The organism is Bradyrhizobium barranii subsp. apii (assembly GCF_011516635.5).
GTDB classification, from domain to species: domain Bacteria; phylum Pseudomonadota; class Alphaproteobacteria; order Rhizobiales; family Xanthobacteraceae; genus Bradyrhizobium; species Bradyrhizobium barranii.
Genome location: NZ_CP096255.1, coordinates 8,060,139 through 8,081,087, shown reverse-complemented (window position 1 = coordinate 8,081,087; position 20,949 = coordinate 8,060,139). Strand labels below are relative to the sequence as shown.

12 protein-coding genes are annotated in these 20,949 nt (G+C 65.7%); 8 read left to right on the top strand and 4 right to left on the bottom strand.

What is annotated here, in order from left to right; all coding sequences use genetic code 11:
- Positions 1-110: 110 nt before the first annotated feature.
- A complete protein-coding gene (locus HAP41_RS38725; protein WP_166082147.1) occupies positions 111-6,554 on the bottom strand; it encodes a non-ribosomal peptide synthetase in 6,444 nt (2,147 codons plus the stop codon).
- A 135-nt stretch (positions 6,555-6,689) separates the two neighbouring features.
- Between HAP41_RS38725 and HAP41_RS38720 the strand changes: the two genes are divergently transcribed.
- From HAP41_RS38720 to HAP41_RS38710, 3 genes are all read left to right on the top strand, one after another.
- A complete protein-coding gene (locus tag HAP41_RS38720) occupies positions 6,690-10,160 on the top strand; it encodes an ATP-binding protein (protein WP_166082148.1) in 3,471 nt (1,156 codons plus the stop codon).
- Positions 10,157-10,951 (top strand): protein-L-isoaspartate O-methyltransferase family protein, encoded by a 795-nt coding sequence (locus HAP41_RS38715; protein ID WP_166082149.1) that lies wholly within the window; start codon positions 10,157-10,159, stop codon positions 10,949-10,951. The genes HAP41_RS38720 and HAP41_RS38715 overlap by 4 nt, the downstream gene beginning before the upstream one ends.
- Before the next feature lie 95 nt (positions 10,952-11,046).
- Positions 11,047-12,000: a DUF6492 family protein gene (locus HAP41_RS38710; RefSeq protein ID WP_166105528.1), complete on the top strand. Its 954-nt coding sequence runs from the start codon at positions 11,047-11,049 to the stop codon at positions 11,998-12,000.
- A gap of 9 nt (positions 12,001-12,009) precedes the next feature.
- Here HAP41_RS38710 and HAP41_RS38705 read toward each other — a convergent pair whose 3' ends face one another.
- On the bottom strand, positions 12,010-13,077 hold the full coding sequence (locus HAP41_RS38705) for an endo-1,4-beta-xylanase (RefSeq protein WP_166082150.1): 1,068 nt from the start codon (positions 13,075-13,077) through the stop codon (positions 12,010-12,012).
- 352 nt (positions 13,078-13,429) lie between these two features.
- Between HAP41_RS38705 and HAP41_RS38700 the strand changes: the two genes are divergently transcribed.
- Positions 13,430-14,866, top strand: a complete 1,437-nt coding sequence (locus tag HAP41_RS38700; protein ID WP_166082151.1) for a lipopolysaccharide biosynthesis protein — start codon at positions 13,430-13,432, stop codon at positions 14,864-14,866.
- Between the two features lie 10 nt (positions 14,867-14,876).
- On the opposite strand, the gene HAP41_RS38695 is transcribed toward HAP41_RS38700, so the two are convergent.
- Together HAP41_RS38695 and HAP41_RS38690 are read right to left on the bottom strand one after the other, a co-directional pair.
- A complete protein-coding gene (locus HAP41_RS38695; protein WP_166082152.1) occupies positions 14,877-15,611 on the bottom strand; it encodes an SDR family NAD(P)-dependent oxidoreductase in 735 nt (244 codons plus the stop codon).
- Between the two features lie 10 nt (positions 15,612-15,621).
- Positions 15,622-16,662 carry a LacI family DNA-binding transcriptional regulator gene (locus tag HAP41_RS38690; protein ID WP_166082153.1) on the bottom strand — a complete coding sequence of 347 codons (1,041 nt, stop codon included), beginning with the start codon at positions 16,660-16,662 and terminating at the stop codon, positions 15,622-15,624.
- Positions 16,663-16,854: 192 nt separating this feature from the next.
- On the opposite strand from HAP41_RS38690, the gene HAP41_RS38685 reads away from it, so the two are divergent.
- The 4 genes from HAP41_RS38685 (at position 16,855) to HAP41_RS38670 (ending at position 20,947) form a co-directional block, all read left to right on the top strand.
- Complete coding sequence (locus HAP41_RS38685; protein ID WP_166082154.1) at positions 16,855-18,156, top strand: ABC transporter substrate-binding protein; 1,302 nt, start codon at positions 16,855-16,857, stop codon at positions 18,154-18,156.
- Positions 18,157-18,217: 61 nt separating this feature from the next.
- Positions 18,218-19,102: a carbohydrate ABC transporter permease gene (locus HAP41_RS38680; RefSeq protein WP_248577147.1), complete on the top strand. Its 885-nt coding sequence runs from the start codon at positions 18,218-18,220 to the stop codon at positions 19,100-19,102.
- 4 nt (positions 19,103-19,106) lie between these two features.
- Positions 19,107-19,934 (top strand): carbohydrate ABC transporter permease, encoded by an 828-nt coding sequence (locus HAP41_RS38675; protein WP_166082156.1) that lies wholly within the window; start codon positions 19,107-19,109, stop codon positions 19,932-19,934.
- Between the two features lie 8 nt (positions 19,935-19,942).
- Positions 19,943-20,947: a zinc-dependent alcohol dehydrogenase family protein gene (locus tag HAP41_RS38670; RefSeq protein ID WP_166082157.1), complete on the top strand. Its 1,005-nt coding sequence runs from the start codon at positions 19,943-19,945 to the stop codon at positions 20,945-20,947.
- The last annotated feature ends 2 nt before the right edge of the window (positions 20,948-20,949 follow it).

The following is a 20,949-nucleotide window of genomic DNA, read 5'->3' as shown; positions in this document are numbered from 1 at the left end:
AATCAAATCGAGGGAATAATCTTGCGCGCTGGCGCCAAATAATCAAGATGCAACTTGGTCATGCACAGCTTTGGCGAGTGAACCTGTGTTCTCCCGTCCCGTACAGCCGGTCATGCCGCCCTGCGAGCGAGTAATCGGCCGAGCGGCGCGTTGGGGTGGGCGACGGCCGCATCCAGCAGCGCGACGAGATTCGCCATCCACTCACCGACCCTGCGGCCATCGAGCAGCTCGCCCTTGTAATTGCATGAGCCGGTGATTCCGGTGGGGCGCTCCTTGAGCATCAGCGATAGCCAGGTCTGGTCGATCGGCAGCACCGGCTGGCCTTCGCGCGCGACGTTGCCGATCGATTCGATCGTGACGTCGGCCAGATCGAGCGGCTGGCGCAGCGGATTTTGCAGGGTGAAATAGACCTGCAGCAGCGAGGCCGGATCGATCCCCTCCTGCTCCAGATGGTCGGCCAGGATGTTGAACGGCAGCTCCTGGCGCGCATGCGCGTCGAGCACGCTCTGGCGTACGCGGGCCAGGGCTTGCGCGAACGACAGCTCCGGCGTGATTCGGGTGCGGACGATCACCGTGTTCTCGAACGGACCGACGACCCGGTCGGTATCCGGCTGGGCGCGATTGGCCATGGCGGTGGCGACCGAAATGTCGTTGCGGCCGCTCTGCGCCAGCAGCAGGGCCTTCAGGCCGGTGAGAAGGCACATGAACAGCGTGCTGTTATGCCGGCCGGCGAACGCCGTGAGCCGGCCGATCAGCTCGCGCTCGAGGCTGACGGGGTGATGCCCGGTAGACGCGCCGGGGCTGGCTTCACCGTCGAAGACGGGGGCCGCGCCGCGCAGATTCTCCGTCCAGTCGGCGGCCTGGCGGCGGGCGGCGTCGGTGCCGCACCACCAGCGCTGCCAGCGGGCGACGTCCGAAAAGGCGAGCGGCAGTTTCGGCAGCGGCACGGACGGACGTCCGGCCAGCGCCGCATAGCGGTTGGACAGCTCCTCGAACAGCACGCCGATCGACCAGCCGTCGGCAATGGCATGATGCAGCGTCAGCAGCAGCACATGATCGTCGGCATGGAGCCGCAACAGCCGCGCCCGCAACAGCGGCGGCCGCGCAGTGTCGAACGGGGCGTAGGTCTCCTGCTCGATCAGGAGGTCGATCTTCCTGAGTTCGAGGGCTTTGCGCCGCTTGTTGTCGTGGGAACGTCCGTCGCCGATGACCTCGATCGTGAGGGCCGGTCCGAGCTCGCCGGGTGTGGCGATGCGACTGACGGGCTCTTCGCCGCTCCGGCCGAATCCGGTCCGCAGCGATTCGTGGCGCCGCACGATGTCGCCGAACGCCTGCGCGAGGGTGGTCGGATCGAGCGGGCCCTGGAGGCGGAAGGCGAAGGGCAGGTTGAACAGCGGCAAGCCCGGCAGGTTCTGCTCGATCCGCATCATCTGGTCCTGTGCGATCGAGAGCGTTGGGAGCCCGCCTTCAGCAGGCCGCAACATGCCTGTTGCCGGCTTGCGCGGCTTTGCTGCCACGGCCTCGTCAACCCGCCGGGCGAGCTCTTCGATCGTCGGAGCCTCGAAGATGGTCTTGATCGGCAGCGACACGCCGAGCGCACGGGCGACGCGTGCCATCGCCTGGCCCGCCAGCAGCGAATGGCCGCCGAGATCGAAGAAATTATCGGTCACGCCGAGGCTCTCGACCTTCAGCAGGTCGACCCAGATGTCCGAGAGCACCTTTTCGGTGAAGTGCCGCGCCGGCACGGCGGCGTCCGGTCCGGAGACGTCCTGCTGCGCGGGCGCCAGCAGCGCCGACCGGTCGATCTTGCCATGGGCATTGAGCGGCATCTGGTCCAGGAACAGGAATGCGGACGGGATGGCATGGCCCGGCAACCGGCTCTTCAGGAAGTCGCGCAGCTCGCTGGCGCTGCTCTGGCTGCCGGCCCTTGCGACGATATGGGCGATCAGCCTGACATCGCCGCTCGCCTCGCGGCGCGGCTCGACGATGCCGGCGCGCACCGCAGGATGGTCGGCAAGCGCGTTCTCGATCTCCTTGAGCTCGATACGGTAGCCCCGGACCTTGACCTGATGGTCGGCGCGGCCGAGGCATTCGATGGTGCCGTCGGCGCGGCGGCGTGCGAGGTCGCCGGTCCGGTACAGCCGCGCGCCTTCCTGGCGCGCGAACGGATCGGGCAGGAAACGCTGCCGGCTCTGCGCGGGATCGTTGATGTAGCCGCGGCCGACACCGGCGCCGCCGATGCAGAGCTCGCCGGTCACGCCGACCGGCAGCGGCTGGAGGTTTTGATCGAGCACATGGAGCTGGGTGTTGGGCAGCGGCGCGCCGACCGGGACGTTGCTTGTCGCCGCCGCCGGCGCTTTGGTCAGGCGATGCAGCGAGACGTCGTCGGAACATTCTGATGCGCCATAGGCGTTGATCAGCGGCACCTTTGGGCAGCGGGCGAACCAGGCGCGGCAGAGATCGACCGGCAGCGGCTCGCCGGTCGAGATCAGGAGCCGCAATCCCGCAAAGGCGCGCTGGACCTGCGCGTCGTCCATGCGGTCGAGGATCACCCGCAGCAGCGACGGCACGATCTCGAGCACGCTGATGCCTTCACGCTCGATCTCCCGCGCGAGCAGGATCGGGTCCTGCACGATTGCGTGGGCACAGACATGGACGCGCGCGCCGACCATGGGACCGGCAAGGAACTGCCAGACCGAGATGACAAAGCTCTGCGGCGCAGTCTGGGCGATCACGTCCCTGGCCGTAAGGCCGAGCTCGGAAATGAGCGACGCCAGATGGTTCGACAGCCCGCGCTGCTCGATCATGACGCCCTTCGGTGCGCCGGAGGAGCCGGATGTGTAGATGAGATAGGCGAGGCTCGCGGCTGCGCGCCGCGCGGCGCGGGCAGGCCTGGTCGATCCGGGTGCGATCGCGTCCTCGAGCTCGGCGACATGGATGCGCTCGACCAGCGGTTCGAGCAGCGCCTCGACCATGGCCAACTGGGCGCGCCCGGTCAGCAGCATGCGGGCGCAGCTCGATCCAAGGATGGTCGCAAGCCGCGCCGGCGGCTGGTCGGGATCGAGATTGAGGAAGGCAGCGCCCACGCGCTGCGCGGCGATCATCGCGGCAAGCAGGTCGGGCCCGCGATCTGCAAGCAAGGCGACAACGCTCTCGGCGCCGACACCTTCGCGCGCGAGCCAGCGTGCGGCCGCCTGGCTGCGGCGGGCGAGCTCCCGGTAGGTCAGAGAGGTGTGTTCGTCCGACACGGCAACTGCGTTCGGTGTCTTCTTCGCCTGGCGCTCGAGGCGTTCGCAAAGATTGCCGCGCGTGGTGAAATTGGCCACCACGCCCTGGCTTTTCGCCAGCAACTGCCGGCATTCGGCCTCCGTCAGGAGCGGCAGGCGCGAGATGCGCTGCTCCGGATTGGCGATCACGGCCTTGAGCAGGGTCTTGAATTGAGCGGCCATGCCTTCGATGGTCGCAGCGTCGAACAGATCGGTTGCGTATTCGAAGAAGCCCGTGAAGCGCCCGTCGGCCTCGACCAGTTCGAGCGTGATGTCGAAGCGCGCGACTTTCGGGTCGACCTCCAGCCGCCGCGTCGACAGGCCGGGAAAACGTGCCGCCTCGATCGAGGCGTTCTGGAGGATGAACATGATCCGGAACAGCGGGTTGCCGTCGCTCCGGCGCGCGATCTGGAGCGCGCGCAGCACTTCCTCGATCGGGAGGTCCTGGTTGCGGTAGGCATCCAGCGTGACCTGCCGCACCCGCCGCAACAGTTCGCCAAAACCCGGATCGCCGCCGAAATCGTTGCGCAGGATCAGGGTGTTGGCGAACAGCCCGATCAATCGCTCGCTCTCGATCTGGTTGCGGTTGGCGATCAGCGATCCCGTCGCGACATCCTCGTGTCCGGTGTAGCGGAACAACAGGCACTGGAAAGCCGCGAGCAGCGTCATGAAAGGCGTGACGCCCTGGTCCTGGCTCAGCGCGCGCAGATCGGCCGACAGCGCCTTGGAGAATTCGAGATAGTGACGGGCGCCGTGACCGCTCCAGACCTCCGGCCGTGGCCGGTCGGTCCGCAGCGGCAGCGTGGTGACACCGTCGAGCTGGGTCCGCCAGTAATCGAGCTGCTCCTTCGCCGCCGGCGTCTGAGCCCAGCTCTGCTGCCATAGCGCAAAGTCACGATACTGGAAGGCGGGCGAGGGCAACGTCACCGCGCTTGCCTTGCGTGCAGCGGAATAATGGGCGGCAAGCTCCTCCCAGAACAGCCGTTGCGACCACCCGTCGGTGACGAGATGATGGACGTTGACCACCAGCGCGTGGCTGGATTTGTCGAACGACAGCAGGGTGACCTTCAGCGGCGGCTCGTGCGCCAGGTCGAAGGGATATTGCGCGAGCTCGAGCGCCTCGCGCCGGATGATTGCGCCCTGCTTGTCCGCCGCGCAGGGCTTGAGCTTGATCCGCTCGAATCGCGGAGGTGATTGCCGCAGCCGCTGCGCCGGCTCGCCCTCGCGCTCGATGAAGATCGAGCGCAGCGCCTCGTGGCGCGCGCAGATCGAGGCGAGGCTCGCAGAGAGCGCGGCGACGTCGACCAGGCCCTTGAGAACGGCGACCTCGACGACGTTGTAATTGTAGCGGGTCGGATCGAGCCGCGAGAGCACATACATCCGCTGCTGCTGGAACGACAGCGGCGCGTCTGCTGCCGCCGCCTGGCGCCATGCGGGCACCATCGTCTCGCGATGGGTTGTGGCGGTCTCGATCCGGGCCGCGAGCGCTGAGACCGTGGCGCAATCGAAGATGTCCTCGAAGGAGAAGTCGACGTTGAAGCGTTCGCGCAAGCGCGAGCGCATCTGCGTCGCCGCGAGCGAGTCCGCGCCGAGCGCAAAGACATCCTGGTCGATGCCGACCTGCGGCAGATCCAACAGACCGGCCCAGATCCCCGCGAGCTGGGTCTCCAGCGCGTTGCGCGGCAATTGCGCTTCGACGTCATGCTCCGCGGTTGCGATCAGATCGGCCAGCGCGTTGCGCTTGACCTTGCCGCTCGCGCCTTTCGGCAGTGCGGCCACGCCGCGGATCAGGCTCGGCACCTTGTAGGCCGCAAGACGTTTGCGCGCGAATTGCCGAAGCTGGTCCGGAGTTGCTTCGGAATTCGGGCGCAGCACCACGACGGCGGCGACGTTTTCGCCGAGCTTCTGGTGCGGAACGGCGAACACGCCGGCCTCCAGCACCGCCGGATGGCTCAGCAGGACCTCTTCGACCTCCAGGGGCGAGATCTTCTGCCCGCCGCGGTTGATGACGTCCTTGATGCGGCCGACGATGAAGAGATAGCCGTCAGCGTCGAGATAGCCGAGGTCGCCGGTGCGGAACCAGCCGTTGCGGAAGGCGGCCCGTGTCGCCGCCTCGTCATTATAATAGCCGCGGCTCATGTTCGGCCCGCGCAGCATGATCTCGCCATGCTTGCCGCTCTCAAGCGTGCGGCCCGCCCCGTCCATGATCGCGATCTCGGGGCCCGCAGCGCGGCCGACCGATCCGACCTTGCGCAGCTCGAACGGATTGGCCGAGATCTGCGAGGCCGCTTCCGTCATGCCGTAGGTCTCGAGCACGGGAACGCCGAACATCGCCTCCAGCCCGTTCAGGATCGCAGGCGCGAGCGAGGATGAGGCCGAGCGGATCACGCGCAGCGACGACGAGCGGGCGCGGTCCGGGTCGGCCTCGGCCGCCGTCAGCAGCGCGCGATGGATGGTCGGCACCGCCGTGTACCAGGTCGGTCGCAGCTCCCGCATCCAGCCGAAGAAGGACAATGCGTCGAAACCGTTGGTGCAGATCACGCTGGAGCCCGCGGCAAGTGCCGTCAGCAGGCCGGAGATCAGACCATGAGCGTGAAACAGGGGCAGGGCATTGAGCAGGCGGTCGTGGGCAGCGAGCGACAGCACGCGGCCGGCATTGTATGCGGACAGGCACACATTGCGCTGCGTCAGCGGCACCATTTTCGGCCGCGCCGCCGTGCCTGACGTCAACAGGATGAAGGCGTCATCGTCGCCGCGCGAGGCGCCGCTCGTGCTGGCCGGCCCGACTGCCGGGCCGATGAACGCGCAGCCGCCGAGATTGTCGTTCGGCCCCGGCACGAAATCGATCACCGCGATATCGAGTGCCTTGGCAACGTCACGACTTGGTGAATTCATGTCGGCCCGGGTGACGAGCGCGGTCAGCTTCAATTCGCTGAAATAGCGCTGCAGCTCGTCGGCCGTCAGATCGGGATTGACCGGGACGCAGGCGCCGGCCGAGGCGACCGCGATCAGCGCCAGCGCGCTGTCGGCGCCGCGCGGCAGCGCAACGGCGATCCGGTCGGCAGGGGCAATGCCGAGCCCCCGCAGGGTGCGGACCAGTTGCTGGACCAACTCACCCAGCTTGCCGTAGGTGAGGGCCGGCCGGCCCGGCGCGAGGAGAGCCGGTGCCGACGGCGTCTTGCGCGCATAAAAGTCGAGAAGGCCGCCGATATCGGCAAACGTCCTGGTTTCGGCGCCTGCGCTGTCCGAATCCTCTCCCGCTACGGATGCAATGTGGGACAATGCCATTCCCTTTTGATCTGATTGAGCTATTCTTCCCAAGACTTAGGGAACGCGTCCAGTCTGAGGTGAAGTTCGGGCCCCAAAATCTGTGGTTGAGGGGTCTAAAGCCCTTCGACGGAGTGAAGGTCGGGCAGAATCACCATGCTGGAGAATGAACCTGTTACGGGGACGGAAGGCGGGTTGAAGCGCTGGCTCGAAGGCGTCGGTCTTGGACATTACACCGATCTCTTCGCGCAGCACCGCCTCGATCTCGATGTGATGGGGGACCTGACGGAATCCGACCTGGTCGAGCTCGGATTGCCGCTCGGCGATCGCAAGCGGCTTCAGCGCGCGATGTCGGCGCTATTCCACGCTGAGACCGCCGAGAAGCCCGATACGGCCGCGCGCCCGCAAGTCCGGGCGGAAGTCGGTGCCGAACGGCGTCAGCTCACCACCATGTTCTGCGACATGGTGGATTCCACCTCGCTGTCGGTGCAGTTCGATCCGGAAGACGTGCGCGACATGATCGCGAGCTTTCGCGAGACCTGCGTCCGCGTGGTGAAGCATTACGAAGGGTTTGCCGCGCGCTTCGTCGGCGACGGTATCCTTGTCTATTTCGGCTATCCGACCGCGCATGAGGACGATGCCGAGCGATCGGTGCGCGCCGGGCTCGAGATCGTGCGGGTGCTGTCGACTGCGCGCGCGATCGAGCCGCGCGGTGCGCTGAGCCACGCCCCCGCCGTCCGCATCGGGATCGCAACCGGTCTCGTCGTGGTCGGCGACCTCGTTGGCCAAGGCACCGAGGAGCGCGATTCCGCGGTCGGAGAAACCGTCAATCTCGCCGCGCGCCTGCAAGGTCTGGCGCCACCCAACGGCGTCGTGATCTCGTCCTCGACACAGTCGCTGCTGAAGGGAAAGTTCGACTACCGCAATCTCGGTGTCCATGCGCTGAAGGGCATCTCGGAGAAGACGCAGGCCTGGCACGTGATGCGCGCCTCGCGGGCGGAAACCCGCTTCGCTGCTGCCATGGGCGGGCGGTTGACGCCGCTCGTCAACCGCGAGGAGGAGATCGCGCTGCTGATGGGGCGCTGGCAGCAGGTCAAGGACGGCGACGGCCAGGTCGTGGTCAAGTTCGGCGAGCCCGGCATCGGCAAGTCGCGCATCATCCAGGAGATCTTCGATCGGATCGCGGGCGACCGCCATGGACACGTCTCGTTCCAGTGCTCGCCCTACTACACCTCCACGGCATTCTATCCGTTCTCCGAGCAGCTCAAATTCTCGCTCGGCCTCGACCGCGAGGATCCATCCGCGACGTCGCTGGCGGGTCTGGAGACCGCGATCGCCGCCGCCCATGGCGACATCGAGCAGGTCACGCCGCTGTTTGCCGCGCTGCTGTCGATCCCGACCGGAGACCGCTATCCGCCGCTCGATCTGTCGCCGCAGCAGCAGAAGGATGCGACCGTCGCGGCGCTGGTCAATCATTTCCTCGGCCTTGCGCGCGACATGCCGCTGGTGATCGCGCTTGAGGATCTGCACTGGATCGACCCGACCTCCCGCGAGGTGATCGACCTCCTCGTCGCCCGGGTGCAGAACCAGCCGGTCCTTGTCATCATCACCGCGCGCTCCGAATTCCAGCCGAGCTGGAACGCGCATTCGCACATCACCACGCTGGTGCTGAACCGCCTGAGCCGGCAGCTGCGCACGACACTGGTCGAGCGCGTCGCGGGCCGCGAGCTTCCCAAGGAGGTGGTCGAGGAGATCATCGTCAAGACCGACGGCGTGCCGCTGTTCCTGGAAGAGCTGACCAAGACCGTTCTCGAATCCAACCTCCTGACCGAGCGGCACGGGCGCTACGTGCTGTCGGGCCCATGGCGGCAGCTCGCGATCCCGGCGACCCTCACCGACTCGCTGATGGCGCGGCTGGACCGGATGGGGCCGTTCAAGCGCATCGCGCAGATCGGCGCCACCATCGGTCGCGAGTTCTCCTACGAGACGCTGCACGCGGTCGCCAATACGCCGGCGGAGCAGATCGAGGCCGCGCTCAATCATCTGGAGGAGGCCGGGTTGATCATGCGCCGCGGCCATCCGCCCGGCGCGCTCTACTCCTTCAAGCATGTGATGATCCAGAACGCCGCGCACGACAGCCTGCTGCACAGTGAGCGGCGCAAGCTGCATTCGCGGATCGCGCAGGTGCTCGCCGAGATGTATCCGGAGAAGACCGAGCGCGAACCGGAACTGCTCGCCCATCACCTCACCGAATCCGGCCAGAGCGAGGGCGCCGCCAGCTTCTGGCTCAAGGCCGGCAAGCAGGCGGCCAAGAGCGGCGCCAATCTGGAGGCGATCGGGCATTTGCGCCGGGGCTTGAGCGTCGTGCAGGCCAATGCACGCATGCAGGGCGCCGACGAGATGGAGCTGGAGCTGCGCATCGCGCTCGGCAACGCATTGATTGCCGCCAAGGGCTACGCCGTGCAGGAGGTCGAGGAGAACTACATCCGCGCACTCGAGCTCGGTCAACAGCTCGACGACGACGAGAAGGCCTTCGCCGCCACGCGTGGGCTCTGGGTCTGCCATTTCATCCGTGCCGATCTCAGCCGCGCGCACGATCTCAGCGTCGAGCTGTTGAAGTTCGCCAAGCGCGAACGGCTGAACGAGCGCACGCAGCCGGCGCAGCAGACCGGCTATCTGATCGAGGCGCACCGCTCGATCGCGATGACGATGCTCTATCGCGGCCGTTTTGCCGCCTCCCAGCACCATCTGCACCGCTGCATCAACCTCTACAGTCCCGATCTGCACTCCGATCTGATGGAGCGGCACGGTACCGATCCCGGCGTCGTTTCGCTGTCCTATCTCGGCTATCTCCTCTGGTTCCTCGGCCGGCCCGACGCGGCGCGCCAGCACAGCGAGCAGGCGATCGCGAATGCCGAGAAGATCCGTCATCCCTTCACGCTCGCCTTCGCGCTCGTGTTCGGCGCCTATCTGTGCCAGCATTTGCGCGACGTCGAGGGTACGCGCGACCACGCCAACCGCGCCATGATCATCGCCACCGAGCACAATTTCCTGCACTGGAAGCAGCAGGCGGCGATCCTACGCGGCTGGGCGCTGGCCCAGCTCGGCGAGGCCGACGAAGGTCTCAGCCAGATGCGCCTCGGCCTCGACGAATACGAGGCGATGGATTCCTGGCTCGCCGGCTGCTGGTTCCGCTGCCTGCTTGCGGAAGCCTATGCCAAGGTCGGGATGCGCGATGCCGCCTTGCGCGCGCTGGACGGCGCGCTCGCGACCGCGAGACGGACCGGCGATCACTCCTATCTCGCCGAGGTCTATCGGCTGCAGGGCGAGATCACGATGTCGGACGGTGATCCGGCATCGGTGCAGGAGGCCGAGGACCTGTTCGCCCTGTCGCTGGAGACCGCGCGCAAGCAGGGCGCGCTGTCATGGGAGCTTCGGACCGCCGTCAGCCTTGCGCGCCTGTCGCACCAAGCCGGCAAGCGCGAGCACGCAAGCCTCCTGCTTTTGCCGATCGTCGGCAAGTTCAGCGAGGGCTTTTATACCCCGGACCTGAAGCAGGCGATGCAGCTCCTCAGCGAGCTCGGCGGAGACGTGCCCGTCCTTGAACAGGCCGATGCGATGAAATGAGCGATCTTGCCGCCGCGCGTGCGCGCTACGTCGAGTTGATTGCGAAGCGAGAGCGGATCGCCTCGCCACGCCTGCTCGAAGCGCTCGCCGCCATCCCGCGCGAGGATTTTCTGGCGAAGGGACCCTGGCGCATCGAGAGCGAGGCGGCGCGCGGCTACCGGCTGACGCCGGATGCCGATCCCGTTCATCTCTACGACAATGTGCTGGTGGCGATCGATGCGCGCCGCAAGCTCGACACCGGGCTGCCGAGCCTGTGGGCGCACTTCATCGATCTGCTCGACGTCGGGGAGAAGGACCGCGTGGTCCAGATCGGCTGCGGTCTCGGCTATTTTTCGGCGGTCTTGTCGAAGATCGTGGGGCCCAAAGGCAGGGTGCATGCAATCGAATGCGACGGGCGGCTTGCGGCGCGTGCCGCGAACTACCTTCGCCCCTATCGCAATGTCGAGGTCGTGCATGGCGATGGATGCGACGAGATCGGCGAGCCGGCCGACGTGATCATCGTTCATGCCGGCTTCCCGCACCCGCATTCGCTCTGGCTTCAGTCGCTCCGCCCGCGCGGCCGCCTCCTGGCGCCGCTGACCCAGCGCGACCGCGAGGGCGCCGCCCTCAAGATCACGCGCAAGGGCAGGGGGTTCGAGGCCGAGGCGGTGCAGCAGATCCGGATCTTCCCCGGCCGGGGTCGCGGCGTGACCGCACTCGACGACCGCGTCGCCGACTGGTGGCAGCGCGCCGCCGCGCTGGCGCCACTGCGTTTTCGTGGCATCGAGCAGGGGCTGCCGTCGGATGGCTAATGCTTGGTTTCGTTTTACCTTGATTCCGTTTGTGAGTTTCCAGCATCTCGCGGCGCGGCTATGAGTGCGGCTTGATGGCCATTCGAGCGCGCTCCATGCATTCCGTTGCCCTGCTGACCGCCAGCTACGCCAAGGATATCGAACGCTTTTCGCTGCTCAGCGAGAGCATCGACACCTGGCTCTCGGGATACACGCGGCATTATGTTCTCGTTAACGATGAGGACGTACCGCTGTTCGCGCGGTTCGCGTCCGACAAGCGCGTCATCGTTCCGGCCTCGAATTATCTGCCGAAATGGCTGTGGGCGCTGCCGCCGGCGCTTCAGTTCCTCAGCAAGCGCCGGGTCTGGCTGTCGCTGCTGTCGTCGCCGGTGCATGGTTGGCACATCCAGCAGATCCTGAAAATCGCCGGCGTGCTCAACGCATCCGAGCAGCGCGTCTGCATCCTGGATTCGGACAATCTGTTCTTCCGCGAATTCGACGTCGGCCAATATGCCGGCGGAGAGAAGACGCCGCTGTTCGTCACCCCGAAGGACATCGGCGCTGACCACCCGTTGCATGGGCTGTGGCTGCGCACAGTCGATCAGTTGCTCGGCATCAAGGACCGGTCCTTCCCCGCCGACGACTATGTCGGCAACGCGCTGGTCTGGGACAAGGACACCGCGCGCGCGATGACCGACGCCATCAAGTCGGCAACGGGATTGAACTGGGTTCTGGCGTTGTGCCGGAAGAAGAAGTTCTCGGAGTATCTGATGTACGGACACTTCGTCGCGAACTCTCCGGCGCATCTGGCCACCCATCGGGTCACCGAGGACAGCATCGCCGTCTCGCATTGGGATGATACGCCCCTCGACCGTCCGGCCATCGAAGCGATGATGCGCGCGGCCTCGCCCGAACAGGTCGCGCTCTGCATCCAGTCCTATTCGTCGACCTCGATCGACGACATCCGCGACGTGTTCCGCCTCAGCTCGCGTGATCGACGCAGCCCGAGCCTGTCTCCTGAAGATATGGGTGATGCGGCCGAATTCGAAGTGCCGGCGAAGACGCGCTAAGGCCGCGTCTCAGGCGTCTCTCGTGAACTTGCTGATGACGTCCATGAACGGCTTCGGCTTGAACTCGCCGTCGAGCGGCAAGGGGCGGTTCGGCTGCTTGTCCGCGCGGGCGAAGGTGCCGTTGATCCAGCTATAGCGATCCGAGAGGCCCCAGGTCAGGATCGAGCGCACCGGGCCGCTGGTCGAGATCGCGGTCAGGAGATCGTCGACGCGCTTGGCGACGATGGCGTCGCGCTCTGCCGGATTGCCCGTCAGCTTCTGGTCGTCGACATCGAGCTCGGTGACGAGCACCTCGAGGCCCCAGGAGCGCAACTCGGTGACGAATTCGGCGAGCCCATGCGTGTCGATCTCGAGCTCGGCATGCAGATGCGATTGCAGGCCTACGGCGTGCAGCGGCACGCCCTGGTCGAGCAGGTCCATGATCAGGTTGCGGTACGCCGCGCGCTTGGCAATGAACGAGTCCTTCGCCGACTCGATGTCGTATTCGTTGATCGCGAGCTTGACGAAGGGATCGGCCGCGGCCGCCGTGCGGAAGGCCAGCGGAATCCAGCGGTTGCCCAGATGCTGCGTCCAGAACGTGTCGCGCCGGTCGGTGACCTTCTTCGGATTGTCCGGGATCGGCTCGTTGACGACATCCCACGACGTGAGCTTGTCCTTGTAATAGGACACGACGGTGCCGATGTGGTCGACATAGGCGCGCTCGACGCCCTTGGTGTCCTTGATCTGCTTGGTCCAGTCCGGAATGTCGTGATACCAGGCGAGCGCGTGGCCGCGCATCGTCAGATCGTTCTCCCTGGCGAAATCCAGGATCGCGTCGGCGCGCTCGAAGTTGAACGTGTGCGCGTTCGGCCGCAGCATCGGCCATTTCAGCTCGAGCACCGGCACCACCTGGGTGCAATAGGTGCTGATGGCTTCGCCGAGCCTGGGATCGGCTTGCAGGTCCCAGAGCGTCGCCGCAGCGCCAAAGCCCGGACGGCGCTGCGCGAGTTTTGATGCCGGCGCGGCGGACGCCGATGCCCCCGCCGCGAGTGCTGCGGCGCCGCCGAGGAGAAATTCGCGTCTGTCGAGCCTGGTCACGGTGGGACGTTCCTTTTGGAACCAACGCGCCATCGTACCAAGCGGCGCCTTGCGACGCCGGGGTTTCCTGTCGTTGGGTTAACCTTTGCGGATGTCCGGTGCGCAACGCGCGCGGCGCTGCATCGCTGTTCCAGTCTGGATCAGGGTTTCGTGACGTGATCGCTCGAACCACCCAGGGAAAGGGCAAATTTAACGCTAACGCGCGAAAGCGGCCTTCCAGCCTCATTCGCCGCCCGATCTGCAGACTTATGTGACACTCTTGAGAGATGCTGCGGCGCAGTTCGTTCGCCCCGCCAAGGTCATTGATTAACGGCCGTCACCATCGCAACACCGTTGCCGGTCCTGTGCTCGCATGCTGAACCGCCATTTCTCGATTTATCTCGTCGCCTACATCCTGCCCGCAGCGGTGGGCTTCTTCGCGGTCACGGCCTACACGCGGCTGCTGACGCCGGCAGAGTACGGCGTCTATGTCGTCGGCATCAGCCTTGCCGGCATATTGGGCGCGATCTTCTTCGCCTGGATCAAGCTGTCGGTGTCCCGCTATCAGGCGATGTCGGCGGAGGTGGATTTTCGCGGCACGGCGATGGTCGCCTTCGGGCTGACGGCCGCGGTCCTCTGCGCCACCACGCCGCTGGTCATTCTGTTCCGCAGCGACCTCAGTGTCGAGCTTCTGCTCGCCAGCATGTTCGTGGCGATCATGGCCAATGCCGTCGATGTCGGTCAGGAATTCGAGCGCGCCAAATTGCGCCCCTACAGGTTCGCGGCGATCTCGATCGTCCGCAGCGTGTCGAGCGTCGGCTTTGGCCTGCTCGGCATCTGGCTCGGCTGGGGTGGATTGGGATTGCTCGCCGCGTTCGGCCTGGGCTCGCTCACCGGCATCATTCTCAATCTCGTCGGCGACCGCACGAAGATCGCGCGCTTCGAGCGAAGCCAGTTCATGCAGCTGGCGCGCTACGGCCTGCCGCTGACGCTGGCCGGATTGTCCGTTGCGGTCTATTCGGCCTGTGACCGGCTCATCGTCGCTTATCTGCTCGGCAAGGACGCCGCCGGCATTTTCGGCGTCGCCGCCGATCTGCCGCGCCAGTTCATGGTCATGATCGCCTCCAGCGTCGCCGCTGCGACCGTGCCGCTGGTGTTCCGGTCGCTGTCGGAGAAAAACAGCGAGACGACGCGGGAGCGGCTGAGCGAGAGCCTCGAGTTGCTGCTCGTCGTCGTCGCGCCCGTCGCCGTCTGGCTCGCGCTCGCGGCCGACCAGGTTGCGGGCACGCTCGTCGGCGTTGATTTCCGCGCCGGCGTGTCGGCGCTGCTGCCCACGCTGGTGCTCGCGCGCTTCTTCGGCATCGCCAATCAATTCTATGTGCAGATCAGCTTCCAGCTCGCCGAACGGCCGTTCATGCTGGCGGCGCAGTCGTTCCTCACGCTCGTTCTGAGCGTGGCGCTGATGTTCGCGCTGGTGGCCGGCTACGGCCTTTACGGCGCGGCGCTCGCCACCCTCGCCACCGAAGCACTCGGCTTCGTCGTCGCCGTCGCCCTGATGCACCGCGCCCATCCCGTGCCGTTCGACGTCAACCGCCTCGCCGGCGTTGCGGCTTCGGCTGCGGCGATGGCGGGCGCCATCCTCATTGCGCGGATGCAAGTCGGTGGTACCGGTATCGTGGCGTTGATGGTCGTCAGCTCCGCGGGCGGGGTTGCTTACGCCGCTGCGGCCTGGCTGCTCAACGTCGCGAACGTGCGGACGTTGTCGCTGCGCTTCCTGCGGACGTTCAACCGCAAGGCGCTGGGCGTATAGAACCCGCGCGCTACCCCGCCAGAAAGCCGCCATCCACGGCAACCACGGTGCCGGTCGCATATTGCGAAGCCGGCATGCAGAGGAAGGCAACGGCGCCGGCAATGTCCTCCGGCTGTCCCCAGCGCTTGAAGGCGGTGCGATCGGCGATGCGCTGATAATGCGCGAGGTCGCCGCGGCCGGCGGCGTTGATCGCGGTTTCGATATAGCCGGGCGCGACCGCGTTGACGCGGATGCCTTCTTCGGCCCACTTCAAAGCCAGCGCCTTGGTCAGCATCACGACGCCGCCCTTGCTGGCGCAATAGGCGGGAATCCGCGGCAGCGCCAGCGTCGCGTTCATCGAAGCGATGTTGACGATCGATCCCGTCTGCTGCGCGAGCAGGGGATGAAAGGCCATGCAGGTCCGGAACGTGCCGGTGAGATTGACGTCGAGCACCTTCATGAAGGTCTCGATCTCGAATTCCTTGTCGCGCGCGAGAATGCCGGCGCAGTTGATCAGCGCGTCGACGCGCTTGTGTTTCCGGGCGAAGGACGTGACGGCCTCGTCATCGGTGACATCGAGCGTTGCGAGCGTGAGGCCCGCGCGCGGTTTGAGCAACGTGCGCGAGAGGTCCGCCTCGTTCGCACCCGTTGCTGTCACTGTCGCACCCAGATCGCAGAATTGATTGCTGATGGCGGCACCAATGTCGCCGGCGCCGCCGATCACGACGGCATGGAAGCCGGGGGCGAGGGAAAAGTTCGGATTCATCGGGAGTGTCTCACTTCAGGGATTTCGGAGGCGCTGCCGTCGACTCGCGGACGACCAGCGAGAAGTCGATCTCGCGATGCATGATGGTTTGCTCGCCGGCGAGGCTGCGCACCAGATATTCACCGGCGCGCTGCCAGGTTTCTCCGGTCGGTACGTGGATCGTGGTCAGGCTCGGCCGCAAATGCCGGCTCCAGTCGAGGTCGTCGAAGCCGACCACCGACAGGTCGCGCGGCACCGAAAAGCCGCTGCGCTCGGCTTCGAGCAGCACGCCGTAGGCGATCACGTCGTTGCCGCACACCACGGCTGTCGGGCGGTCCTCGAGGCCCAGGAGATAGCGCGCCGCCTCGCGCGCGTCGTCCAGCGTATAGGGCACCTCGACATGCCATTGCGAAGGCAATTCGAGCCCGTTCTCCGTCAGCGCGCGGCGAAAGCCGGCGACGCGCGCGCTGGCGCGGTCGTTGTTGCGCTGGAGCGCCGAGACGATCCCGATGCGGCGGTGGCCGAGCTCGATGACATGCGCGGCGGCGCGATGGGCGGCGGCTTTGTTGTCGGTGCCGACGCAAGGATAGGGCCGGTCGGGCTGGTAGATGCCGACATTGATGAACGGTACGGCATTGTCCGCCAGCAGCTTGCGCAATCCATCGTGATGGCAATCGCCGCGCAGCACCAGGCCGTCGACACCGCGGCTGATCAGATTGCGCGCCTGCTGCAATTCGACGTCGAGATCGTAGCCGCTCGTGGTGAGAAACAGCATGTATCCGACCGACGACAGGTATTGCTGCAGCGAGGCGATGCCGCGCGCGAACATCGTGTTGTCGATCGTCGGAACGATTGCGCCAAGCGTGCGCGAGCGTCGTGACGACAGGATGCGCGCCGGCGCATGCGGGATGTAGCCGAGCGCGTCGATGGCCTGCTCGATACGCGCCCGCAAGGAAGGGCTCACCGCGTCGGGGTTGTTGAGGGCGCGCGAGACCGACGCCGTCGAGACGCCGGCACGGGCCGCCACGGCGCGGATGCCCTGCTTCACAGACTTGGCGTTGGTCAGTCTCATGAATATAACGTTACATCGGGCGTAGCGAGCCGCATGGTAGCGGAAATGTCGCAAATCTGCCGCAGATTGTGCGGCTTGTCCATCGCTTGACACGGCGGATGCGAGGTCTATTTTGTAACCGTTTTCAAGTACTGCTCAAACGTGTTCAAAATGGTCCGCCAGCTTAAGGCGGCCAGCCGGGAGGAGAGTTCGATGAAGGCCAGGATGCTCGCGACCCACGTCGCGTTGCCCGTTCTCGCGATTGCTGCAGTGAGCGCGCAGGCGCAAGCCGCCGATTTCGACTGGATGAAGTTCAAGGGCAAGACCGTCACCTTTCTCGCCAACAACAATCCGGTGTCGCAGGCGCTGCTGACTTACAAGGCCGATTTCGAGAAGCTGACCGGCATGACCCTCAAGGTCGACGGCTATCAGGAACAGCAGATGCGCCAGCGTCTGGTGACCGTCATGAATGCGAACAGCGACGAGGTGGACGTGTTCATGACGCTGCCCTCGCGCGAGGGCGAGCAGTTCGCCGCTGCCGGCTGGTACGGCGATCTCACTGCGATGGCCAAGAACGAGGTGGCAGGGGAATACGACCCCGGCGGATTGAGCCAGGCCCTGCTGAAGGCCGCGACCTTCGGCGGCAAGCTGACCAGCATGCCGATGAACCTCGAAGGCCCGATCTTCTATTATCGCACCGATATCTTCAAGAAGTGCGGCATCGATGCGCCGAAGACAATCAAGGACGTCGAGGCCGCGGCCGAGAAGATCAAGAGCTGCGACAGCACGGTGACGCCGTTCGTCTCGCGCGGCCTCAAGCCCGCGATTGCCTATACCTTCAGCAACATGCTGCACAATGTCGGCGGCAGTTATATCGCAAACGGCAAGTCGAACCTCTGTTCGGCCAAGGGCAAGGAAGCGCTCGACACCTATAGCCGGTTGCTGCGCGATTTCGGACCGCCTGGCGTCGTCAATTACAGCTTCCAGCAGATTTCGGCGCTCTACCGCGGCGGCCGCGCCGCGATGGCGTTTGAGTCGTCGAATGAGTTGCGTACGGTGATGGAAGGCGGCGCGCGCCTGAAGGACACCGGCCTGCTGCCGTTCCCGGCGGGCGATGCCGGCCAGGTGCCGACCACGATAGGCTGGGGCATGGCAGTGTCCTCGCACAGCAAGCAGCCGGATGCGGCCTGGTACTTCGTGCAATGGGCGACCAGCCCAGAGGTGCAGAAGAAGATGGCGCTTCAGGGCATTGCCCCGCCGCGCCCGTCGGTCGCCAAGGATCCTGAATATCGCAAGTGGATCGACGAGGAGCCGGTCCGCAAGGAATGGCAGGCCGCGCTCGACGTGCTCGCCACCAAGGGCTCGTCCGAGGTCGGCTATCCCATCGTCGCCAATCCGCAATCGCGCGAGTTCATCGGGCAGGCGGTGCAGGATCTGATCCTGAAGCAGAAGACCGTCGATCAGGCTTGCGGGGATGCCGACAAGGCGCTGGATGCGCGGATCGCGCTGAACTAACGGCCTCATGCCGGCAGGCTTGCTGCCTGCCGGCACCCAACTCGATCGAGGACACGAACGCATGTCTGATACGGCTGCGACACTCACGCAGGACCGGCAGAAGCTGGAGATGGCGGCGCTCTCGGCGCCGGCCGTGGTGCTCACGGTCGCGATGATCGCGTTTCCGGTCGTCTATACGATCTGGCTCGGCTTCCAGACTTTCTCCTCGACCGGCAAGCAGTCCTTCGCGGGCCTCGCCAATTATTCGAAGCTGATCTCCGATTACGAATTCTGGCACGGGCTGTGGATCACCATTGCGCTGTTCGTGCTGTCGCTGGTGCTGCAACTCGTCTTCGGCGTCTGGCTGGCGCTGGTGCTGCACGCCAAGCGTCTGCCGGGCATCGTGCGCTCGTTGTTCATCTCGCCCTTCATGATGCCGCCGGTGGTGGCGGGCATGATGTGGCTGGTGATCCTCGATCCGTCGCTCGGTGCTGCCAACTATATCCTCCAGTCGTTCGGCCTGCCGCCGTCGGACTGGCTGGCCTCGCCGACCTGGGTCATTCCGACCGTGGCTCTGATCGACAGCTGGCAGTGGACGCCCTATGTCGCCCTGATCGTGCTGGGCGGACTACAGTCATTGCCGCCGAGCGTCTATGAAGCCGCGCAGATCGACGGCGCGTCGCCTTTTCGGACTTTCCAGCGCATCACGCTGCCGCTGCTGCTGCCGACCATCGTCACCGCGGCGATCCTGCGCAGCGTCGATCTGCTGCGCTTCTTCGACATCATCTACATCACGACCCAGGGCGGCCCGGGCAACGCCTCGAACACGCTCAACATCTACGGCTTCAGGGTCGGCTTCGAATTCTTCAACATCGGCTATGCCAGCGCCCTGATGCTGACGCTGACGGCGATCGTGTTCGGCGCCGTGCTCGCCTTCAATCGCCTGCGCGGCGCGGTGGCCTGGTGATGTCATGAACGATGCCGCCAACACCGACCGCTGGATCCGCTGGCTCAACACGGTGCAGCTCGTGCTCGCCGGCGTGCTCATCATGGCGCCGACGGTCTGGATGGTGCTGTCCTCGTTCAAGCCGTCGTTCGAGGTCACCGCCTATCCGCCGACGCTGAGCTTCTCGCCGACGCTGGAAAATTATGTCGAGCTGACCAGGACCACGCCGTTCCTCAGCTACGCGCTCAACAGTCTCATCGTCACCGTTGGCTCGACCGCACTCGGTCTGCTGTTTGGAATTCCTGCTGCCTTCGCCGTCTCCTGGACGCGGATTTCGTGGCCGGCCATCCTGACGCTCGCCGCGCGCATGGCGCCCGGCACGTTGTTCCTGCTGCCGTGGTACGTGATGTTCCGGCAGGTCGCCATGATCGGCTCCTACACCGCGCTGATCCTCAGCCATGCCGTCATCACGCTGCCGATCGTGATCTGGGTTTTGCTGCCGTCCTTCGACGGCATTCCGCGCAGCGTGTTCGAGGCGGCGCAAGTGGATGGGTGCAGCGTCACGCGCATCCTCTGGCGCATCGCGCTGCCGCTGGTGGCATCAGGCGTCGCCGTCTCGGCGATCCTCGCCTTCGTGTTCTCGTGGAACTACTTCCTGTTTGCGCTGGTGCTCTCCAACGGCGACACCAAGACGCTGATCGCGGCGGCCTTCAACTTCATCGGCGAAGGCTCGACGCAATGGGGCGCCCTCATGGCTGCGGCGACGCTGATCGCGTTGCCGCCGCTGGTGCTGGCGGCCCTGGTTCAGCGCTGGCTGGTGTCCGGACTGACGCTCGGTGCGGTGAAAGGCTAGGTATCGAAATGAACGTGTCGCCCCGTCCGAATTCGATCATGCAGGCCGCGGTCTTCCACGGCAATGACCGCATCACCATCGAGCGCGTCGCGATGCCCGATGTCGGCCCAGGTGAAGTGCTCGTCCGCGTCTCGCGCACAGCGCTGTGTGGCTCCGACTTCAAGCTCTGGCACAAGGGCGCCGAGTTCACCGCCGGCCATGAGATCTTTGGTGTCGTCGAACAGCCCGGTCATCGCCTGCATGGCCGCCGCTGCGCCGTCTATATCCCCTTGCACTGCGGTCACTGCGCTGCTTGCAAGCGCGGCGATACCCAGATGTGCCTGGAAGTCTCCAGCCTGATCGGCTGGAACAGGCCGGGCGGCTATGCCGAATATGTGCCGGTGCCGGAGAACTGCCTGCTGCCGGTGCCTGACGATATCGAGGACAGCCTTGCGCCGCTGCTGCTCGACACCATCGGCACGTCAGGCCACGCCGTGCGCTTCGTCAGCCGCGTCGTGCCGCCGAATGAGGCGGGGCCGGTCCTCGTGATGGGGGCGGGGCCCGTCGGCCTTGGCGTCGTGCTGGTGCTCCGCGCGCTCGGCTACGGCGACATCCACGTTGCCGATCCCAACGCGGCACGGCTGAAGATCGCACAGTCCTTTGGCGCAAAGGCGCACCCGGTCGGAGATACCTCGAAGCGCTTCGCCCTCATCATGGAATGTTCCGGCGCCCATGCGGCGCGCAACCTCGGCATCGAGCTGGTCCTGCCGCGCGGCGCGCTGGTGCTGGTCGGCGAGAACGCCGCGCCCTGGACCATCGAGGAAGGCAAGGTCTTCCGCCGCAAGGATTTCTACATGATCCGGACCTTCTACTTCCCGGTCTCGGATTTCGAGCCCAATGTCGAACTGCTGCGCAAGTACAAGCACGAGTACCGCGTCCTCGTCGACGGCGAGTTCGGCCTGCAGGCTTTGCCGGAAAATTTCGCCCGTTTCGCCAAGGGCGAGCTGATCAAGCCTGTGCTGGCACTGGACTGAGC

What these genes read in the sequence shown, in the direction of transcription:
- HAP41_RS38675 (WP_166082156.1), top strand. Translation starts at nt 19,107, where the DNA reads ATGAACGATGCCGCCAACACCGACCGCTGGATCCGCTGGCTCAACACG.
- HAP41_RS38695 (WP_166082152.1), bottom strand. Translation starts at nt 15,611, where the DNA reads ATGAATCCGAACTTTTCCCTCGCCCCCGGCTTCCATGCCGTCGTGATC.
- HAP41_RS38680 (WP_248577147.1), top strand. Translation starts at nt 18,218, where the DNA reads ATGTCTGATACGGCTGCGACACTCACGCAGGACCGGCAGAAGCTGGAG.
- HAP41_RS38710 (WP_166105528.1), top strand. Translation starts at nt 11,047, where the DNA reads ATGCATTCCGTTGCCCTGCTGACCGCCAGCTACGCCAAGGATATCGAA.
- HAP41_RS38685 (WP_166082154.1), top strand. Translation starts at nt 16,855, where the DNA reads ATGAAGGCCAGGATGCTCGCGACCCACGTCGCGTTGCCCGTTCTCGCG.
- HAP41_RS38720 (WP_166082148.1), top strand. Translation starts at nt 6,690, where the DNA reads ATGCTGGAGAATGAACCTGTTACGGGGACGGAAGGCGGGTTGAAGCGC.
- HAP41_RS38670 (WP_166082157.1), top strand. Translation starts at nt 19,943, where the DNA reads ATGAACGTGTCGCCCCGTCCGAATTCGATCATGCAGGCCGCGGTCTTC.
- HAP41_RS38715 (WP_166082149.1), top strand. Translation starts at nt 10,157, where the DNA reads ATGAGCGATCTTGCCGCCGCGCGTGCGCGCTACGTCGAGTTGATTGCG.
- HAP41_RS38725 (WP_166082147.1), bottom strand. Translation starts at nt 6,554, where the DNA reads ATGGCATTGTCCCACATTGCATCCGTAGCGGGAGAGGATTCGGACAGC.
- HAP41_RS38700 (WP_166082151.1), top strand. Translation starts at nt 13,430, where the DNA reads ATGCTGAACCGCCATTTCTCGATTTATCTCGTCGCCTACATCCTGCCC.
- HAP41_RS38690 (WP_166082153.1), bottom strand. Translation starts at nt 16,662, where the DNA reads ATGAGACTGACCAACGCCAAGTCTGTGAAGCAGGGCATCCGCGCCGTG.